Origin of the sequence: Mesorhizobium sp. L2C066B000, from assembly GCF_000502335.1 — a bacterium.
Lineage (GTDB): Bacteria > Pseudomonadota > Alphaproteobacteria > Rhizobiales > Rhizobiaceae > Mesorhizobium.
Map to the genome: position 1 here is coordinate 1559703 of NZ_AYWZ01000001.1, position 17406 is coordinate 1577108.

Annotated in this window: 17 protein-coding genes; 10 read left to right on the forward strand and 7 right to left on the reverse strand. The window is 64.2% G+C overall.

Annotated features, from left to right (window positions below; genetic code table 11):
• Nucleotides 1-2 precede the first annotated feature (2 nt).
• Complete coding sequence (locus tag X733_RS158765) at nt 3-2132, reverse strand: TonB-dependent hemoglobin/transferrin/lactoferrin family receptor (protein WP_031193107.1); 2130 nt, start codon at nt 2130-2132, stop codon at nt 3-5.
• 273 nt (nt 2133-2405) lie between these two features.
• On the opposite strand from X733_RS158765, the gene hemP reads away from it, so the two are divergent.
• From hemP to X733_RS158740, 5 genes are all read left to right on the forward strand, one after another.
• Nucleotides 2406-2612 carry a hemin uptake protein HemP gene (gene hemP / locus X733_RS158760; protein ID WP_023673860.1) on the forward strand — a complete coding sequence of 69 codons (207 nt, stop codon included), beginning with the start codon at nt 2406-2408 and terminating at the stop codon, nt 2610-2612.
• Nucleotides 2613-2648: 36 nt separating this feature from the next.
• Nucleotides 2649-3707 carry a hemin-degrading factor gene (locus X733_RS158755; RefSeq protein ID WP_023673861.1) on the forward strand — a complete coding sequence of 353 codons (1059 nt, stop codon included), beginning with the start codon at nt 2649-2651 and terminating at the stop codon, nt 3705-3707.
• A 10-nt stretch (nt 3708-3717) separates the two neighbouring features.
• The gene (locus tag X733_RS158750) at nt 3718-4599 is read left to right on the forward strand and encodes a hemin ABC transporter substrate-binding protein (RefSeq protein WP_023673862.1); all 882 of its coding nucleotides are present in this window, start codon (nt 3718-3720) and stop codon (nt 4597-4599) included.
• A 4-nt stretch (nt 4600-4603) separates the two neighbouring features.
• A complete protein-coding gene (locus X733_RS158745) occupies nt 4604-5674 on the forward strand; it encodes an iron ABC transporter permease (RefSeq protein ID WP_023818081.1) in 1071 nt (356 codons plus the stop codon).
• A 6-nt stretch (nt 5675-5680) separates the two neighbouring features.
• Nucleotides 5681-6469 (forward strand): heme ABC transporter ATP-binding protein, encoded by a 789-nt coding sequence (locus X733_RS158740; RefSeq protein ID WP_023815471.1) that lies wholly within the window; start codon nt 5681-5683, stop codon nt 6467-6469.
• A 108-nt stretch (nt 6470-6577) separates the two neighbouring features.
• Here X733_RS158740 and rirA read toward each other — a convergent pair whose 3' ends face one another.
• Entirely contained in the window at nt 6578-7039 is a 462-nt protein-coding gene (gene rirA / locus X733_RS158735; RefSeq protein WP_023672640.1) for an iron-responsive transcriptional regulator RirA, read from the reverse strand.
• Nucleotides 7040-7333: 294 nt separating this feature from the next.
• Between rirA and X733_RS158730 the strand changes: the two genes are divergently transcribed.
• The 3 genes from X733_RS158730 to X733_RS158720 all read left to right on the forward strand — a co-directional run bounded on the left by X733_RS158730 (nt 7334) and on the right by X733_RS158720 (nt 9817).
• Complete coding sequence (locus X733_RS158730; RefSeq protein WP_023818082.1) at nt 7334-8629, forward strand: DUF445 domain-containing protein; 1296 nt, start codon at nt 7334-7336, stop codon at nt 8627-8629.
• Between the two features lie 108 nt (nt 8630-8737).
• Nucleotides 8738-9160 (forward strand): phasin family protein, encoded by a 423-nt coding sequence (locus X733_RS158725; RefSeq protein ID WP_023672638.1) that lies wholly within the window; start codon nt 8738-8740, stop codon nt 9158-9160.
• 159 nt (nt 9161-9319) lie between these two features.
• Entirely contained in the window at nt 9320-9817 is a 498-nt protein-coding gene (locus tag X733_RS158720) for a MaoC family dehydratase (protein ID WP_023681725.1), read from the forward strand.
• A gap of 15 nt (nt 9818-9832) precedes the next feature.
• Here the strand turns inward: X733_RS158720 and X733_RS158715 are convergent, their stop codons facing one another.
• Complete coding sequence (locus X733_RS158715; protein WP_023818083.1) at nt 9833-11305, reverse strand: MFS transporter; 1473 nt, start codon at nt 11303-11305, stop codon at nt 9833-9835.
• 131 nt (nt 11306-11436) lie between these two features.
• Here X733_RS158715 and X733_RS158710 point away from each other — a divergent pair, with 131 nt between their 5' ends.
• Nucleotides 11437-12330, forward strand: a complete 894-nt coding sequence (locus X733_RS158710) for a LysR family transcriptional regulator (RefSeq protein ID WP_023714388.1) — start codon at nt 11437-11439, stop codon at nt 12328-12330.
• A gap of 4 nt (nt 12331-12334) precedes the next feature.
• On the opposite strand, the gene X733_RS158705 is transcribed toward X733_RS158710, so the two are convergent.
• Nucleotides 12335-13753, reverse strand: a complete 1419-nt coding sequence (locus tag X733_RS158705; RefSeq protein ID WP_023818084.1) for a PLP-dependent aminotransferase family protein — start codon at nt 13751-13753, stop codon at nt 12335-12337.
• A gap of 106 nt (nt 13754-13859) precedes the next feature.
• On the opposite strand from X733_RS158705, the gene X733_RS158700 reads away from it, so the two are divergent.
• On the forward strand, nt 13860-14723 hold the full coding sequence (locus X733_RS158700) for a DMT family transporter (protein WP_023818085.1): 864 nt from the start codon (nt 13860-13862) through the stop codon (nt 14721-14723).
• A 28-nt stretch (nt 14724-14751) separates the two neighbouring features.
• Here X733_RS158700 and X733_RS158695 read toward each other — a convergent pair whose 3' ends face one another.
• Genes X733_RS158695 through X733_RS158685 form a run of 3 tightly spaced genes read right to left on the reverse strand, consistent with a single transcriptional unit; the run spans nt 14752 to nt 17236 of the window.
• On the reverse strand, nt 14752-15792 hold the full coding sequence (locus X733_RS158695; protein ID WP_023818086.1) for a zinc-dependent alcohol dehydrogenase family protein: 1041 nt from the start codon (nt 15790-15792) through the stop codon (nt 14752-14754).
• A 36-nt stretch (nt 15793-15828) separates the two neighbouring features.
• A complete protein-coding gene (maiA, locus tag X733_RS158690) occupies nt 15829-16479 on the reverse strand; it encodes a maleylacetoacetate isomerase (RefSeq protein WP_023818087.1) in 651 nt (216 codons plus the stop codon).
• A gap of 4 nt (nt 16480-16483) precedes the next feature.
• A complete protein-coding gene (locus tag X733_RS158685; protein ID WP_023818088.1) occupies nt 16484-17236 on the reverse strand; it encodes a fumarylacetoacetate hydrolase family protein in 753 nt (250 codons plus the stop codon).
• Nucleotides 17237-17406 lie beyond the last annotated feature (170 nt).

A 17406-nucleotide genomic window follows, 5' to 3' on the forward strand; every position in this document is an offset into this window, starting at 1 on the left:
TGTCAGCCTCCAAAGCGCATGGTTGCGGCCAGCTTCAGCGTGATGCCGGGTTCATAGATGACGGCGGTGGTACCGCCGTTCAGCGGGTTGGTGTATTTGACGTCGAACAAATTGTCGGCGCGGAAGTCCACCTTCAGATTGTCGGTGGCCTGGTAACTGGCGAAGGCGTTGACCAGAGTATAATCCTTGGCCACGGGGTTGCCCTTCGGCTTGCCGTTGTACTGCACCTCGCCGCCGACGGTCAGCTTGTCCTGAAGGAAGCGGAAGCCGAGCTGCCCGGTGACCTGCGAGGACGGGATGGTGGCAAGGTCGGCCCGCTCGCCTTCATCGGAGATGGTGTGGCCGTTGATGATCGAGGCCGACAGCCCGGCATAACCCCAGGCGGCATCGTAGACGCTTTCCAGTTCGAAGCCGTTGATCCTGGCCTGGGCGACGTTCTGGTACTGGAAGCAGATCGGAATGCCGGGGCCGAACGGGCAGCCGCTGGTCGGGTCGAATGCCGACAACGTGACGCCTTCGATGTAATCGTCGACATCGTTGTGGAAGTAGCCGGCCTTGAGCCGGAACGCGTCGCCGGCCTCGATAAGGTCGTTCAGCTTGTAGTTGACGCCGAATTCGGTGGTCTTGCCGGTTTCGGGTTGCAGGTTGGGGTTGGGCAGGAACGGGAAGGTGACGCCTGCCGGATGGTTGCCGCTGATCAGCGTTTCGGTCAGCGACGGCGAGCGGTAGCCTTCGGCGTAGGTGCCATAGAACTGCAGGCCCGCCAGGCTGGCGCTTTCGAAGGGCGTGACACCAACGGTGATGCGCGGCGACAGACGATCACCTGACGTTCCATTGTCGGAATCCTCCAGGCTGTAATTGTCGTAACGCAGCCCGGCAATGACCTCGAGCCAGTCCCAGGTGAGCTTGTCCTGGATGTAGGCGCCCGAAACACTACGCTTGCCCGATGGGGTGTAGAAGCTGTCGCCGCCGGCGGTGCCGCCGGTCTCGACATCGTCACCCACCCAGTCGCCGCCATAGGTCAATTCGTGCGCAACACCGGCTGTTTCGAAGCGCGACGTGTTCCAGATGTCGACGCCGGCCGTGCCAACGTCGAAGGTCGAGGTCGAACCGACGGGCAGCAGCACGGGAAGGCCGGTCGACGGATCGAAGCGGTTCTGCGGGACCAGCGTGGTGAGGTCGAGATTGGTCTTGTTGTAGGAGGCGTTGATGTGGAGGTCGAGCCAGCTCTTGGCGTCGTCAGTGATGTTGTAGCGGGCGGTGAAGGTGTTCGACTTCAGGTCGACGTCGTTGGCCGGCACGCCGCCGCTGGTTTCCGTCCAGCCGTCGCTCGAGCCGACCCAGCCGAGCTTCAATTCGCTGTTCTCGCTGGGGCGGATTGTGGTCTTGAGCAGGCCGCTCAGCACGTCGAAACCGGTACCGGCGACGGTGTCGCCGCTGCCATTCTTGTAGTCGCCGTAGTCGCGGTAGACGATGTTGCCCAGCACATCCAAATCGTCGTTGAATTTGTAGGCGCCGCTGGCGCTGGCGGTCCAGCCCTTGCCGTTGCTTTCATAGCGCCCGGTGACGGAGCCGGCCCAGGTTTCGCCCGGTCTGAGGAAATCCACCGCATCCTTGGTGTCGAAGAAGACGACGCCGCCAATGGCGCCGGAGCCGTAGGTGTTGGCGGTCGGTCCGCGAATGACGTCAACGGATTTGATGAGCTCGGGATCGACATAGAAGGTCGACTGCGTGCCGTGGTCTGAGCGCTGGAAATTCTGCCTGGCACCGTCGACGATGACCGCGACGCGACCGAAATCCTGCAGGCCGCGGATGTTGATGCTGGAGCTGACGCGTCGCGCATCGGCCTGCACGGCGACACCAGGCACACCGAGCAGCATTTCGTTCGGCGTCGTCGCCATGCGGCGGTCGAGCTGTTCCTGGTCAACATGGCTGGCCGAGGCCAGCGATTCGATTGCCGTCTCGCCGGTGCGGCTGATGACGAGGATCTTGTCCAGCAGGGTCGCGCCGGCGGGCGCCGGCTTGGTGTCCTCGGTTTTCCTGGTCTGGTCGGCCTGGTCAGCGGCCGGCTGAGCGCTGGCCGGCGATGTCAGCAGCGCGATCGTCGCTGCCCCCGCAAGCAAGGCTGCCATTGCCTTTGCCATAGGCCGATGCACCGGATCGGCGTTCGCCAGACCCAGTCGTCCACAATTTCCCAAGCCCATGCCCCAACTCCAAAATTCCAGATTCGATGCTGGCTGGCTTGGTGCTCGCTGGCATTTTTCATTCTGTCCGGCGTCTTAAATGTTGACTCATTTGGTCCGGTATTGCACTGACTAATAAACATGATTATGCGAGTCAAGAAATGAATCGGCATTTTTGCAACGCCTAGCCAGTTGCCCGGCACAGGAAAGGCATCGAAAGAGATGAACACCCACAATCCCAACGACTTCCGTTACCGCGTCCGCCGTTCCGAGGAGACGCCGACCCGCTTCGACCGGGTGCCGCTGGCGGTGCGGACGCTGTCCTCCAACACGCTGTTCCAGGGCGAGCACGAGATCGGCATCGAGCACCATGGCGCGCTCTATCGGCTGAAGATCACCCGCCAGGGTAAGCTCATCCTCAACAAGTGACGAAACGACCAAACACGGCAGACAGGTAAGCAGGACATGGACCAGCGCGCAAAACCCGCCCCGCATGAAATCCGGCGGGCGCGGGCAGACAATCCGAAAGCGCGCGAGCGCGATCTTGCCGCCGAGCTCGGTATTTCCGAGGCCGAGCTGGCGGCCGCGCATTGCGGCGACGGCGTCGTGCGCGTCGAGCCCAGGGTCAACGATCTTCTGACCGGCCTCGACGCCGTCGGCGAAGTGATGGCGCTGACCCGCAACGAAAGCGCGGTGCACGAGAAGATCGGCGTCTACGACAAGGTTGTCACAGGCACGCACAACGCCATGGTGCTGGGCGAAAACATCGACCTGCGCATTTTTCCCAAAGTCTGGGCGCATGGCTTTGCCGTGGAAAAGCGCGACGGCGGCGACATCCGCCGCAGCCTGCAATTCTTCGACGCGGCCGGCGATGCGGTGCACAAGGTGCATCTGCGGCCGGCGTCCAATCTCTATGCCTACCAGAAGCTCGTGGCCGCACTCGAATCGCCGAACCAGGAGGCGACCGTGTCTATCGCAGGCCTGGCCGACGACGACGCGGAGACGTCGGGCATTGCCGCAGACATCGATGATCTGCGCGACCGCTGGAGCCGGCTGACCGACGTGCATCAGTTCTTTGGCATGTTGAAAACGCTGAAGCTCACCCGCCGCCAGGCCGTGCGCATGGTCGGCCAGGACTATGCCTGGCTGCTCGACAATGACGCCATCGGCGCCATGTTCCACCATGCCGCCGCCGACGGCATGCCGATCATGTGTTTTGTCGGAAACCGAGGCTGCATCCAGATCCATTCCGGTCCCGTCAAGTCGATCAGGCCGATGGGGCCGTGGATCAACGTGATGGACGAGACGTTCCACCTGCATCTGCGCACCGACCACATCCAGGACGTGTGGGCGGTGCGCAAACCGACCAAGGACGGTCATGTCACCTCGCTCGAAGCCTATGGCGCCGACGGCAAGATGATCATCCAGTTCTTCGGCAAGCGCCATGAAGGCGAGGGCGAGCGCGACGACTGGCGGTTCCTTGCCGAGAACCTGCCGCGCATTCCAAGCCCGACCGCAGCCTGAGGAAACGACGATGATTTCACTGTTCAGGACGCTTGCCGCGGCCATGGGCCTGTCGCTGTTTATTGCCGCCCCAGTGCCGGCCAGCGAGAACGTGGCCGTGTTGGCCGACACGTCGCGGATCGTGGCGATCGGCGGTTCGATCACCGAGATCGTCTACGCGCTTGGCGAGGAAGGTCATCTCGTCGCCCGCGATTCGACCAGCCGCTACCCCGCCGCCGCGGTCGCGCTGCCCGACGTCGGCTATATGCGCCAGCTGTCGCCGGAAGGCGTGTTGTCGGTCAATCCTTCGGGCATTCTGGCGCTGCATGGCAGTGGGCCGAAGGAAGCGGTCGATGTGCTGAAAAAATCGAGCGTTCCGTTCATCGACGTGCCCGAGCATTACAGCCATGACGGCATCCTGGAAAAGATCCGCATCGTCGGCAAGGCGCTTGGCGTCGACGCCAAGGCCGAGACGCTGGTGGCTGAGACCGACGCCAAGCTGAAGGCGGCCGAGAAGCAGACGGCGTCGATCAAGCAGCGCAAGCGCATCCTGTTCGTGCTGTCGATCCAGGGCGGCAAGATCCTGGCCGCCGGCACCGACACCGCCGGCGACGGCATCATCAAGCTCGCCGGTGCGGTCAACGCCGTCGAAGGTTTTTCCGGCTACAAGCAGATGTCCGACGAGGCCATCGTAACCGCCAGGCCGGACGTGATCCTGGCGATGAAAAATGCCGGACCGCCGATTGCGGAGGCCGAGCTGTTCGCCATCCCGTCGATCACCTCGACGCCGGCGGGTGAAGGCCGCAAACTGATCCTGATGGATGGCAGCTATCTGCTCGGCTTCGGGCCGCGCACGGCCGATGCCATCCACGATCTGGCCGCCTCGCTCTATGGCAGCCAGGTCACGGACTGAGCCGATGGTGGATCAGTCGATCACCGGCGCGGCGGGCAAGGTGGCCGAGGGCGATCGTTCCGGGCGCGCTCGCCTGGTTATTGTGCTCCTGTGTGTGGCGCTTGCCCTTTCGATGTTCCTGTCGCTGAGGTCGGGCGCTTCCGATGCATCGGCCGTTGCTGTCATTCGTGACTGGCTGACCGGCACCATGCCGGACGACGCCGCGCTTGGTGCCCGCGACCGGCTGATCGTCTACGATATCCGCATGCCGCGCGTACTTCTCGGTGTGCTCATCGGGGCGGCACTGGCCGTATCGGGTGCGGTCATGCAAGGCCTGTTTCGCAACCCGCTCGCCGATCCCGGCCTGATCGGCGTTTCCGCCGGGTCGAGCCTCGGCGCGGTCGCCGTCATCGTGCTCGGCACGACGTGGCTGGNGCTGGCCTTGCCGCTCGCCGCTTTCTGCGGCGGCCTTGCGGTCACGCTGGTGCTCTACCGCGTCGCCACGCGGCAGGGTCGCACATCGGTTGCCACCATGCTGCTTGCCGGCATTGCGCTCGCAGCCCTTGCCATGGCTCTGACCGGCATTCTCATCTTCATGGCCGACGACCGGCAGTTGCGCGACCTGACCTTCTGGCAGCTGGGCTCGCTTGGCGGCGCGACCTGGCCGAAGATCGCTTCCGTCGGGCCGATCATCGTGCTGGCGCTTGCGGCAATGCCGTTCCTGGCCAAAGGCCTCAACGCCCTGGCGCTCGGCGAGGCGACGGCCGGACATCTCGGCATCCCGGTACAGCGGCTGAAATACACCGCGATCGTCGGCGTCTCGGCAGCGGTCGGCGCCTCTGTCGCAGTCAGCGGAGGCATCGGTTTTGTCGGCATCGTCGTGCCGCATCTGCTGCGGCTGCTGATCGGTCCGGACAATCGCTATCTTTTGCTCGCATCGGCGCTGCTCGGCGCCTCGATGCTGCTTCTTGCCGACGCAGTTGCCCGCGTCATCGTGGCGCCGGCCGAATTGCCAATCGGCATCGTCACGGCGATCGCCGGCGCGCCGTTCTTCCTCTGGATCCTGCTGCGCAAGCGCGGCGTAATCGACTTGTGAGGCGGCATGATCGAAGCACGCGATGTCTCGGTGGCGATCGGCGGCAAGCGCATTGTTGCCAATGTCGATTTCGTCGCGCGGCCGGGCGAAATTGCGGCAATCGTCGGACCCAACGGCTCGGGCAAGACGACGTTTTTGAAGGCGTTGTCGGGCGATCTGGCGTTTACGGGGACAGTGGCCGTCAACGGGCGCGACCTCTCCGAGATGAAGCCGGTGGAGGCCGCGACCGTGCGTGCCGTGCTGCCGCAGACCGCGACGCTGTCCTTTCCCTTCACCGTGCACGAAGTGGTCAGGCTCGGCCTTATCGGCGGCCGTTCCGGCGTTCTGCCGGGCGAAGATGATCGTCTGCCCGAGCGGGCGCTGGCGCGGGTCGACCTCGACGGCTTTGCCGGCCGCTTCTATCAGGAGCTTTCGGGCGGCGAACAACAGCGTGTGCAGCTGGCGCGCGTGCTGTGCCAGGTCTGGGCGCCGGTGCTCGACGGCAAGCCGCGCTATCTCTATCTCGACGAGCCGGTCTCCAGCCTCGATATCAAGCACCAGCTGATCATCATGAACATCGCCCGCGATTTCGCCCGGCGCGGCGGCGGTGTGATCGCCATCCTGCACGACCTCAATCTGACGGCCATGTATGCCGACCGGATTTTCGTGATGCATCGCGGCCGGCTCGCCGCCGACGGTTCACCGCAGGAGGTGCTGAGCGACGATCTGATCGAAAAGGTGTTCGATTGTCGGCTAAGGGTCGGTGTGTTGCCGGCGGCGAACATGCCGTTCGTCTTGCCGCAGTCAGCCGCCTAAAGCGCGTCGCGTTTGAACGGACTCAGGCGACGCGCTTTAGGTCTTTGTTTTTATGCATGTCATTGTCTCAAAACCGGGGCCACTTTTGAGCGACATGCACTAGAAAACTCAGGCGGCCGGTGCTCGCTGGACCAGCATGTCGATGCCGAGTAAATGACGCACATTCGGGCGCGCCGCCACCATATCGGCGATCGTGTAGCGGGAAAGCACGGCAAAGAAGGCGTTGAGCGCCTCGCGCAGCGCCGAATTCAGCTGGCAGCTGTCGACCAGCGGGCATTCGGCGGCGTCGTTTTCGAAGCACTCGGCCATGGCAAAGCTCTCTTCGGTCACCCGTACGACGTCGAACAGGCTGATCTGCTCGGCGGGGCGGCCGATCCTCACGCCGCCATTCCTGCCGCGCACTGTCTCGACCAGGCCATGCTCGACCAGCGGCTGCAGGATCTTGAACAGGAAAAGCTCCGACACCGAATAGGCGGCCGCAATCTCGGGGATGCGGCTCAGGCGATCGTTGTTGGCGGCGCAATACATCAGGATGCGCATGGCGTAGTTGGTCTGGCGCGTCAGCCGCATTTCATTCCTCACCGAGTGCTGGCGCGCTGGAACTGCACCAGATTTTAGATTGTGCTGGTGCAGCTTTCTCACCCGGAGTTTCGGATTCGCCCACACTGGCCTGATCGGAATATGGCCTATACCTTGGAACAATTCCAGACTGGGATTGCATGATAGATGAACATTCTTGTCAACTTTGCGTGCGAAACCGGCAATTCCCGGACGAAATCGGCCCATCCGATCATGCTACGGGCCCAAACACCCCCTAAATAGCCCATGCCAGATAGCCAAGAGATCGATGAGGAGCGGCGTATCATGTCCCAATCGGCTTCGTCCCTGGCGCCTGGCGGTTTTGATGCCGAGACGGGCGCCAAGCTTTTCGCGTTGCGGCGGACAAAGTTCCTCGCCACGGCTGCGCTGGTGCTTTGCGTCGTGGTTTTTGCCGTGGCCAAATCGTTCGAGGCCAAGTATCCGTGGCTGGGCTTCGTGGCGGCCTTCGCCGAGGCGGCGACCATTGGCGGCCTGGCCGACTGGTACGCGGTGGTGGCGCTGTTCAAGCGGCCGCTGGGCCTGCCGATCCCGCACACCGCCATCATCCCAGCGAACCAGAACCGCATCGCCGATAATCTGGGCCGCTTCATCGAGGTCAATTTTCTGGCGCCCGGGCCGGTGCGGGAAAAGCTGGCCGAGGTCGATTTTGCAGCACTCGTCGCCGACTGGCTGACTGACGCCGAACGCTCTGCCGGCCTGTCACGCTTCGTCGTACGGCTGGTCCCGCAGACGCTTGCGGCGATCGAGCAATCCGGCCTGCGCGGCTTCGTCACCAGCCGCATGCTGGAGCAGATCGACAAGGTGCCGCTGGCGCCGCTCGCGGCCGAATTGCTGTCGGCACTGACCGACGACCGCCGCCACCAGAAACTCTTCGACGAATTCACCAGGGTGATCGGCCGGTTCCTGAACGATGAAGAGGCGCTGGCGACCATGCGCGAGAAAATCCGCGAGGAATTGCCGTCGCTGTTCAACCTGTTCAGAGCCGACGCCTATCTGCTGAAAAAGATCGTCGCTTCCGCCGGTTCGCTGCTTGACGAGGTGCGGGCCGACCCCGACCATCCGATGCGCGCCGAATTCGACCGTTTCGCGCACAGCTTCATCGAGCGGCTCAGAACCTCGAAGCAATACGCCAAACGGGCCGAGAAGCTGAAGCGCGATTTCCTGGCGCGGCCGGAAGTGAAGTCGCTCGCCGGCGACATGTGGCAGAGCCTCAGCGTGTTCATCGAACAGGACGCCAAGGCGGAGAATTCGATTGTTCGCGCGCATCTCGCCAACATGTTCGTCGAGGTCGGCCGCCATCTCTCAGGCGATCCGCAGATCAGGGCCGACATGAACCGGGGCTTTGTCGTGGCGCTGTCGTCGTTCGTGGAGAGCCAGAAGAGCGGTGTGTCGACATTCATCGCCGACCAGGTCAAGCGCTGGGACCTCGCCCAGCTGACGAGGCTGATCGAGATGAACATCGGCAAGGACCTGCAATATATCCGCTTCAACGGCATGATTATCGGCGGATTGGCGGGTATCGTGCTCTACACGGCGGAGAGGCTGTTTCTCGCTGGCTGATGCTGCATTTGCCGCTGAATTGCTTGGGCGTGCGAATGGACACACGGCGCGCGAGTGCTATTGTCCAGAACAGGGTTCAGCATTTGCGACAACTGGGGAGCACGAGCAATGGCCAAACAACCCGACTCCGATTCGTTCCTGGACATGTTCAGCCGGTTCGGCCGTGACCTGAAGGTGCCGAATGTCGAGGCGATCCTCGCGCATCACCGCAAGAACCTCGAGGCGCTGGAAAGATCCGCGCGGGCGGGAGCTGCCGGCGCGACCTCATTGTTGTCCAGACAGCGCGAGATGCTGCAGGACACGCTGCGTGAAGTCAGCGACATGGCGCAGAGCTACAAGGCGCCGGGCAATCCCCAGGAACTGATGACAAAACAGGCGGAGTTCGCCAGGAAATCCTTCGAAGCCGCCCTGAAAAATGCCGGCGAAGTGGCCGAGCTGGTCAAGAAATCCGGCACCGAATCGATCGAAATCCTGCGCAGCCGCATCAAGGAAGCGATGGAGGAAATCCGCTCGGGCTATGACAAGAAGTGACTCTCAACGCAACCATGAGAGGAGTGGCCGGTTGCGGCGCATGAGCATGGACGAGGGACGCTGTTTGGCGGAAAATGGCGGAACGGAATCGCAACGGGCGAATTGACAGGAGCCGTCCGTTCGTGGTCCGAGGCACTGGGAGCCACCGGGAAAGCAGGAATGACGGAACTACGGCCGAAAACGCCGCCGACCTTCGAGCAGTTAAGGGCGATGGCCGGGCAGGAGCTCGGCGTGTCGGAATGGACGACCGTCGACCAGAACCGCATCAACCAGTTTGCCGAATGCACAGGCGACCATCAGTGGATCCACGTCGATCCGGAGCGGGCGAAGCGGCAGAGCCCATTTCGCACCACGATCGCGCATGGCTATCTGACGCTGTCGATCATCGGCGCGCTGGCGCTGGGCATGGGCATCGTCCCCGAAAACACGCAAGCCGCCTTCAATTACGGCTTCGACAAGGTGCGGTTCCTGGCGCCCGTCAGGGTCGGCGCACGCATCCGGCTGCGCACGACGCTGTTGTCGGTGGAGGACAAGGGGCCGGGCCAGTATCTGATGAAGGCCGCCAATACGGTCGAGATCGAGGGCGAACAGAGGCCGGCGCTGACCGCCGAAACGCTGGTCATGCTTTATGAGCGGCGCAAGCGGGCGGGAGCGTAAGCTCCCTATCTTCGGTCATGATGGCTGTTGCCGCACCGACAGCCTGCCGCCGGCGCGGGTCGAGAGCAGTGCCAGCAACAGCGCAGCCATCGCCAGGACCGTTGCCGTCTGAAAGGTAACCTGCATGCCGTGGGCGGCTGCCGCTGAGGTCAGCATGTCCTGGCTTTGCCGTTCTCCCGTCGAGGCAGCCGCAAAAATGGCGCCCATAAGCGATGCGCCGGTGATCAGGCCGAGATTGCGCAACAGATTGAGCAGGCCGGACACCACGCCGCGCTCGCCGGCAGCGACACCGCTCATGACGGCGGCATTGTTGGATGTCTGGAACAGGGCGTACCCGAAGCAGGTGACGGCGATCGGCACGGTATAGCTGGCAATGCCGAGTTTTGTTGCGGCGAGCGACAACAATGAGGTTCCGACGGCAAGACTGAACAGTCCGACGACCATCATCCTGTGCGCGCCGAAGCGATCGGTGAGGCGGCCGGCGACGAGCGCCGAGAGCGCGGAGACCAGCGGACCTGTCGACAGGACCACGCCGACCATCGCAGCATTGAGCCCCAGCGCTCGCGACAGATAGAATGGAGCGACCACCAGGGTCGCCATCATCACTGTGGCGACAACGAGGTTCGTGGCGAGGCTGGCGCTGAGCCGGATGTCGTACAACCGGGCAAGCCGGATCAAGGGACTTTTCGCCTTCGTCTGCGCAACGCCGAACAGAACGACGCCGATGCCGGCGGCCACCAGCAGGCCGATGTTGAGGGCGCCGAAATGGCCGCGGCCGAGCGTCATGGCCAATGCATAGGCGGCCAGCGTCAGGGCCAGCAAGACCGTCCCGATCGCATCGAAGCTGTTTTGAGCTGCTTCCGCAGTCTTGTCGCGGGCAGGCAGGGCCAGCGAGGCGAGGGCAAAGGTCAGGAGGCCGAGCGGCACATTGACGAGGAAGATCGCCCGCCAGCCGAAGCCGGCGATCAGCAAGCCGCCAAGCGAGGGGCCGAGCGTCGTGCCGATTGCCGACATGGCGCCGAGCAGGCCCATGGCGCTGCCGGTTCTCTCCCTGGTCACGGTCTCCGCGACAAAGGCCAGCGTCAACGCCATCATCAGCGCGGCACCCAGTCCTTGTACGGCGCGCGCCGCAATCAGCAGCCAGAGCGTCGGCGCCAGGCCGCAGAGCACCGAGGCCAGTGTGAACAGCGCGATGCCGCCGAGCAGCAACGGCCGGCGGCCGACCATGTCAGCCAGGCGCCCGGCGCTGACGATCAGGGCGGTGATGGCGAGCAGATAGGCGAGAACCACCCATTGCACGGACTGGAAGGACGCACCGAACGCCTGCATGAGGGAAGGCAGTCCAACGCTGGCAATGCTGGTTCCAAGCGAGGACAGCAGCGTGGCGAGCGACAGGCTGGCCAATGCCAAGACAGGAGAGTGGGCCAGGCCTGCGGACCGGGTTTTCTGCGGCGCCGATGCGCACTCGTTCTGCTCGGCAGTTGCCATGGCGATTTCCTCCTTGTCAGTCCCGCAACCGGACCTGTCGGAGATCTAGTCGTCAGGGTGGAATGGCGGAAGGCGCAGCATTTGCATCTTAATCGTGCACCAAACGCCATGGCATGTGCTACAATCCGCCAATGACATCGCCCGACCTCAATCTGCTGTTCGCTCTCGACGTCCTGCTGACCGAAGGTAGCGTGGCTCGCGCGGCAACCCGGCTGCGGCTCAGCCCTTCGGCGATGAGTCGCACCCTGGCGCGACTGCGCGAAGCGACCGGCGACCCGCTGCTGGTTCGGGCCGGTCGAGGCCTTGTGCCGACGCCGCGCGCGGAGGCATTGCGGCAGCAGACCGGCCGTGTCGTCCAGGAAGCAGAAACGTTGCTGCGCCCTGCCAGGCCTCTCGATCTCGCGAAGCTGAACCAGATCTTCACGCTGCGCACCAATGAAGGGTTCGTCGAGGAGTTCGGGCCGCGTCTTGTCGCTCGCATCCAGGCCGAGGCGCCGGGCGTGCGGCTGCGATTTGCGCCGAAAGCCGACAAGGATGTCGCCTCGTTGCGCGACGCAGCGATCGATCTGGAAATCGGCGTTGCCGGCGAGACCGGACCTGAAGTGCTGATACAGGCGCTGTTCCGTGACCGGTTCGTCGGCGCCGTAGGAGCCGGCCATCCCTTGAGCGAAGGCGCGGTGACGCCTGAACGCTACGCGGCCGGCCGCCACATCAGCGTTTCACGGCGGGGTCGGGAAAGAGGGCCGATCGATCAGACTTTGGCGCTGCTCGGCCTGCAGCGAACCGTGGCGTGCATGGTCTCCGGCTTTTCGGCTGCACTCGCCATGGCGCGCGCTTCGGACCTTATTGCCAGCGTGCCCGAACGGCACACGCAAGGCGCACGCGCCGGCATGGTCAGCTTTCCGCTGCCGGTCGCCACGGTGGAGGTCACCATCTCGATGCTCTGGCATCCACGGCTCGATGCCGATCCGGCGCAACGCTGGCTGCGAGATTGCGTTCGGAAGGTCTGCGCGGCCTCCCGCTGAGCGCTCAGCGCGCCATTGCCGCCTTGAGCACCCTGAAAATCCGCTCGTCCTGGCACTGGGCAACGTTGAAGCGCAGGAACCGGCTGGCGGTTCCCGACAGGCTGAATGCATTGCCGGGCGCCAGCACGATGTTGTCGGCCAATGCACGGCGAGCAATTTCAGCCGCATCCACGCCATCCGGCAGGCTGCACCACAGGAACAAGCCGGCCGGTTGGTCGATCCAGGGCGTGATGCCGATCGCCTTCAGGCGCGCGCCCGTCTCACCCATGGCGCGGGAAAGCCGCGCGCGCAGCAATTCCATGTGCTTGCGGTAGCTGCCGTCCCTAAGCAGCGTCAGCACCAGTTCGGCCGCCAGCCGGCCGCCGCCGAAGGTGGTGGCAATCTTGAGGTCGGTGAGTTGCTCGATCCAGTCGCGCGGTGCCGCGATGAAGCCGCAGCGAACCGACGCCGATAGCGTCTTGGAGAAGCTGCCGATATGGACGACGCGGTTGAGGCCGTCGAACGCCGCCAGCTGAGGCGCTGGGCTGTGCTCGAAATCGGCGAAGATGTCGTCCTCGACGATGGTCAGGTCCGACTGGTCGGCGAGCTTCAGCAGCCGGTGCGCGGTGACCGGCGACAGGATCGCGCCGGTCGGGTTGTGGATGGCGGAATTGGTGATGTAGAGGCGCGGCCTGTGCTCGGCGAGCGCCTGCGCGAACAGCTCGATATCAGGCCCCGATGGCGTGTAGGGCACGCTGACGACCTTGGCGCGGTGGGCGCGCAGCAGCGCGTGAAAATTGAAATAGCAGGGGTCGTCGACTAGCACGGTATCGCCCGGTTCGATCAGGAAGCGGCACAGAAGATCGATGGCCTGCGTGCCCGATTCGGTCAGCATGATCTGTTCGGGCGAGACCTCGATGCCATGGCCAGCCATGCGCCGCGCGAGCAATTGCCTGAGCGGCGGCAGGCCGAGCGGCGTGCCGTAATCGGCTAGGTCGACATCGTCGGCGCGCGCCACGGTGCGCAGCGCCCGGCGCAAGGCCCCCTGCGGCATCCATGAGGCCGGCATCCAGCCGCAGCCGGGTTTCAGCATCTCGTCGCCGGCTTCCAGCGACTGGCGCGAGACCCACAGCGGATCGACAGCGCGGTCGAGCCGCGGGCCTATCTCGGCCAGCGACAGTGGCGCCAGCGATCCGGCGGCATAGAAACCCGAGCCCGGCCGTGAGCGTATCGCGCCTTCGGCAGCGAGCCGCTCATAGGCTTCGACCACGGTCGACTTGGACACCTGCATGGCCTTGGCAAAGGCGCGGATCGAAGGTAGCCGCGCGCCTGGCGTCAGGCTGCGCGCCGATATCCGCTGGCGGATGGTCGCCATGACAGTTTCCACAAGCGTGGTCGCGACAGGAGGGTGCGCATTGCCGGTTTCCAAAATGAGTTCGGTCATCTGTATTGCTCTGATAGCCATTACAGTTTTGCGGAATTGTACTGCATTGTCTCTGGCTGCACCATAGGCACTTGCCCGATAGAGGGCGAAAGCAATGGAGCCCGGAATGGACAAAACCGCGAGCGGCTGGATGAACGGATTCATCGGCGTGCTGATCTTCTCAGGCTCGCTGCCGGCAACGCGCGTGGCCGTGGCCGATTTCGATCCGATATTCCTGACTTCGGCCCGCGCCGCGATTGCCGGACTTCTCGGTCTCGCCATGCTGATGCTGTTTCGGCAGAAACGCCCGGAGCGCGGCGATTTTCTGTCGCTGGTGATCGTCGCCCTTGGCGTGGTTGTCGGCTTTCCCTTGCTCACCGCGCTGGCGCTGAAGCACGTCACCTCTGCGCATTCCATCATCTTCGTCGGCCTGCTGCCGCTGGCCACCGCGATCTTCGGCGTGCTGCGCGGTGGCGAGCGTCCGCGCCCGGCCTTCTGGCTGTTTTCCTGCATCGGCAGCGCGCTGGTCGCCGGTTTTGCCCTGATGCAAGGCGTGACGGCCTCACCTGTCGGCGACGGCCTGATGCTGGCCGCCATCATGGTCTGCGGCCTGGGCTATGCCGAGGGGGCGGCATTGTCGCGCAGGCTGGGCGGCTGGCAGGTGATCTGCTGGGCGCTGGCGATCTCGCTGCCGATCATGCTGGTGCTGACCTTTGCGACGCTGCCGTCGTCCTTCGCCGGCGTCGGCTCCGGCGCCTGGGCGGGTCTCGCCTATGTCTCGCTGTTCAGCATGCTGATCGGCTTCGTGTTCTGGTACCGTGGCCTCGCCCAAGGCGGCATCGCTGCCGTCGGGCAGTTGCAGCTACTGCAGCCCTTTTTCGGCCTGGCGCTGGCAGCGTCGCTGCTGCACGAGCAGGTCAGCCCGCTGATGGTGGTCGTCACGCTCGGCGTGGTGGCTTGCGTGTTCGGGGCGAAGAAGTTTGCACGCTAGGGGTTTGGTGGTGGAGGGCGACTCCGCCCTAGAACTTCGTCACCACCCCAATGCCAATCCCCTCGAACCCGCCCATTGCCATCAGCGCCGCAGGCGCCTCGTCGAGGCTGATCTTTCTGCCGACCAGCAGTTCGGGCTTGAGCTTGCCGGTGCGGATCATTTCCATCATGGCGGGGTAGCGGTAGGCCTGCATGCCGTGGCTGCCGAGGATTTCCAGCTCGAAGGCGATCACCTTGTCCATGGGCACTTGCGGGCGGGCGTGTTCGCCCAGCATCAGGCCGACCTGCACATGGCGGCCGCGCCGGCGCAGGTTCGCGATCGAATTGAACGAGGTCGTGGAGTGGCCGAGCGCGTCCATCGACATATGCGCGCCGCCATTGGTGATCTGCTTGACCGCCTTGACCACGTTCGGCGTCGTCGAGGCGTTGATGGTCGCTACCGCGCCGATCTTTTTGGCCAATTCAAGTTTCTCGTCGGTGAGGTCGATGGCGATGACATTGGCGCCCATGGAACTGGCGATCATGATCGCCGACAGGCCGACGCCGCCGCAGCCATGCACCGCCACCCATTCGCCCGGCGTCACCCGGCCCTGGTCGACAATGGCGCGAAAGGAGGTGACGAAGCGGCAGCCGAGGCTGGCGGCGGTGGCGAACTCCATCTCCTCGGGCAGGCGCACCAGATTGGTGTCGGCATGCTCGATGGCGACATATTCGGCAAACGATCCCCAGGCGGTGAAGCCGGGCTGCGTCTGGTGTTCGCAGACCTGATGATTGCCCGAATTGCATTCGAAGCAGCGGCCGCAGCCGACACAGAACGGCACGGTGACGCGTTCGCCGGCCTTCCAGCGGGTGACCTGCTTGCCGACGGCGACGACGACGCCGGCCAGCTCATGGCCCGGCACATGCGGCAGCGTGATGCCGTCGTCATGGCCCATCCAGCCATGCCAGTCGCTGCGGCAGAGCCCGGTCGCCTCGACCTTGATGACGACGCCGTCGGCGGCCGGTTTCGGATCCGGCACGGTCTGGATTCTCGGCGCCTCACCGAATTTTTCGAAGACGACGGCTTTCATCGGCAACTCTCTGTGCTCTGCTCCGGCATTGTGCGCCTATTCGGCATCTATCTGATTCTCTGGCGCTGCCCTCTGAAAGGCCGGCAGCGCCATGCAGGCGGCGTGGATGCGCGAGATCTCGGGGTAGGGCGTCAGGTCAACGCCGAAACGGGCGTTGCTGGCGATTTGGGCGACCAGGCAGATGTCGGCCAGGCCGGGCGTGTCGCCATGACAGAAGGCGCCGGTCTCATCAGATGAAGCCAGAATCTTTTCAAGCGGCTGGAACCCTTCGTTCACCCAGTGGCGGAACCAGTGGATGACATCCTGGTCGCCGGCGCCGAACAGAGTCCGCAGCGAGGTCAGCACGCGCAGATTGTTCACCGGGTGGATGTCGCAGGCGATCATCTGCGCCAGCATTCGCACGCGCGCCCGGCCGAGCGCGTCCTTCGGCAGCAGCCGCGGCTCGGGCTTGGTCTCGTCGAGAAATTCGATGATTGCCAGCGACTGCGTCAAAAGCGTGCCGTCGCCCAGGATCAGCGCCGGTACCAGCCCCTGCGGATTGACCGCGCGGTAAGCGGGCTCCAGATGGTCGCCGTGACGCAGATGATGCGGCACGTACTCGTAGCTCAGGCCCTTCATCTCCAGCGCAATGCGCACGCGGTAGGAGGTGGAGGAGCGGTAGTAGTTGTGGAGGACGAGATCGCTCATCGGGTCACGGCTTGCTGCTGGAATCTTGGCCGGTGGAATCTTGGCCGATGCGATCTTGGCCGACGGGATCTTGGCCGACGGTGATCTCGATGGTGCCGATGCCGTCGACGCCGCCGGTCATCGTCTGGCCCGGCACCACCGCGCCGACGCCGGCCGGCGTGCCGGTGAAGATCAGGTCGCCCGGTTGTAGTACAACCGCACTGCTGCAGATAGAAACGATATCGGCGATCGGCCAGATCAGTTCGGCGAGGTCGCCCTCCTGTTTCACCGTGCCGTCGACGGCGAGCCAGATGCGGCCCTTTTGCGGGTGGCCGGATTTGGCGGCTGGTACCAACGGGCCGCAGGGCGCCGAGCGGTCGAAGGCCTTCGACCAGTCCCACGGCCGCGCCGCCCTCTTGGCCTCGTCCTGCAGGTCGCGGCGGGTGAGATCGATGCCGACGCCGTAGCCCCAGACATGGTCTAGCGCCTCAGCGCGGGGAATGCGGAAGCCGGCCTTGCCGATCGCAGCGACCAGCTCGATCTCGTGGTGCAGGTTCTTGGTCAGCGGCGGGTAGGGGATCGTGGTGCCGGAATCGACCACCGCGTCGGCCGGCTTGGTGAAGAAGAAGGGCGGGTCGCGTTCGTCATTGCCGAGTTCGCGGGCGTGCGCGGCGTAGTTGCGGCCGACGCAGAAGATGCGGCGCACCGCGAAGCGAGCCGACGAGCCTGCTATGGCGACCGATGGGGTTGCGGGCAAGGGAAGGACGAAGTCTGTCATACCAGGTCTTTCTGCTTCAACTGCCGGCACATTTGACCGATTTGAACCGCCGGGCAAGGCATCAGCGTCCGCAAAAGCATCGGCTGCGCCTTGATTGTCGGATAAAGTCGGCTTCGCCTCCGGGGGTTAAGATGGCGATAGACTATTTGCCAATAAGCTGCCCATGGTCC

Excerpts from the sequence above, each read along its gene's own strand:
- X733_RS158765 (WP_031193107.1), bottom strand. The coding sequence starts at position 2,132 with ATGGCAGCCTTGCTTGCGGGGGCAGCGACGATCGCGCTGCTGACATCG.
- hemP (WP_023673860.1), top strand. The coding sequence starts at position 2,406 with ATGAACACCCACAATCCCAACGACTTCCGTTACCGCGTCCGCCGTTCC.
- X733_RS158755 (WP_023673861.1), top strand. The coding sequence starts at position 2,649 with ATGGACCAGCGCGCAAAACCCGCCCCGCATGAAATCCGGCGGGCGCGG.
- X733_RS158750 (WP_023673862.1), top strand. The coding sequence starts at position 3,718 with ATGATTTCACTGTTCAGGACGCTTGCCGCGGCCATGGGCCTGTCGCTG.
- X733_RS158740 (WP_023815471.1), top strand. The coding sequence starts at position 5,681 with ATGATCGAAGCACGCGATGTCTCGGTGGCGATCGGCGGCAAGCGCATT.
- rirA (WP_023672640.1), bottom strand. The coding sequence starts at position 7,039 with ATGCGGCTGACGCGCCAGACCAACTACGCCATGCGCATCCTGATGTAT.
- X733_RS158730 (WP_023818082.1), top strand. The coding sequence starts at position 7,334 with ATGTCCCAATCGGCTTCGTCCCTGGCGCCTGGCGGTTTTGATGCCGAG.
- X733_RS158725 (WP_023672638.1), top strand. The coding sequence starts at position 8,738 with ATGGCCAAACAACCCGACTCCGATTCGTTCCTGGACATGTTCAGCCGG.
- X733_RS158720 (WP_023681725.1), top strand. The coding sequence starts at position 9,320 with ATGACGGAACTACGGCCGAAAACGCCGCCGACCTTCGAGCAGTTAAGG.
- X733_RS158715 (WP_023818083.1), bottom strand. The coding sequence starts at position 11,305 with ATGGCAACTGCCGAGCAGAACGAGTGCGCATCGGCGCCGCAGAAAACC.
- X733_RS158710 (WP_023714388.1), top strand. The coding sequence starts at position 11,437 with ATGACATCGCCCGACCTCAATCTGCTGTTCGCTCTCGACGTCCTGCTG.
- X733_RS158705 (WP_023818084.1), bottom strand. The coding sequence starts at position 13,753 with ATGACCGAACTCATTTTGGAAACCGGCAATGCGCACCCTCCTGTCGCG.
- X733_RS158700 (WP_023818085.1), top strand. The coding sequence starts at position 13,860 with ATGGACAAAACCGCGAGCGGCTGGATGAACGGATTCATCGGCGTGCTG.
- X733_RS158695 (WP_023818086.1), bottom strand. The coding sequence starts at position 15,792 with ATGAAAGCCGTCGTCTTCGAAAAATTCGGTGAGGCGCCGAGAATCCAG.
- maiA (WP_023818087.1), bottom strand. The coding sequence starts at position 16,479 with ATGAGCGATCTCGTCCTCCACAACTACTACCGCTCCTCCACCTCCTAC.
- X733_RS158685 (WP_023818088.1), bottom strand. The coding sequence starts at position 17,236 with ATGACAGACTTCGTCCTTCCCTTGCCCGCAACCCCATCGGTCGCCATA.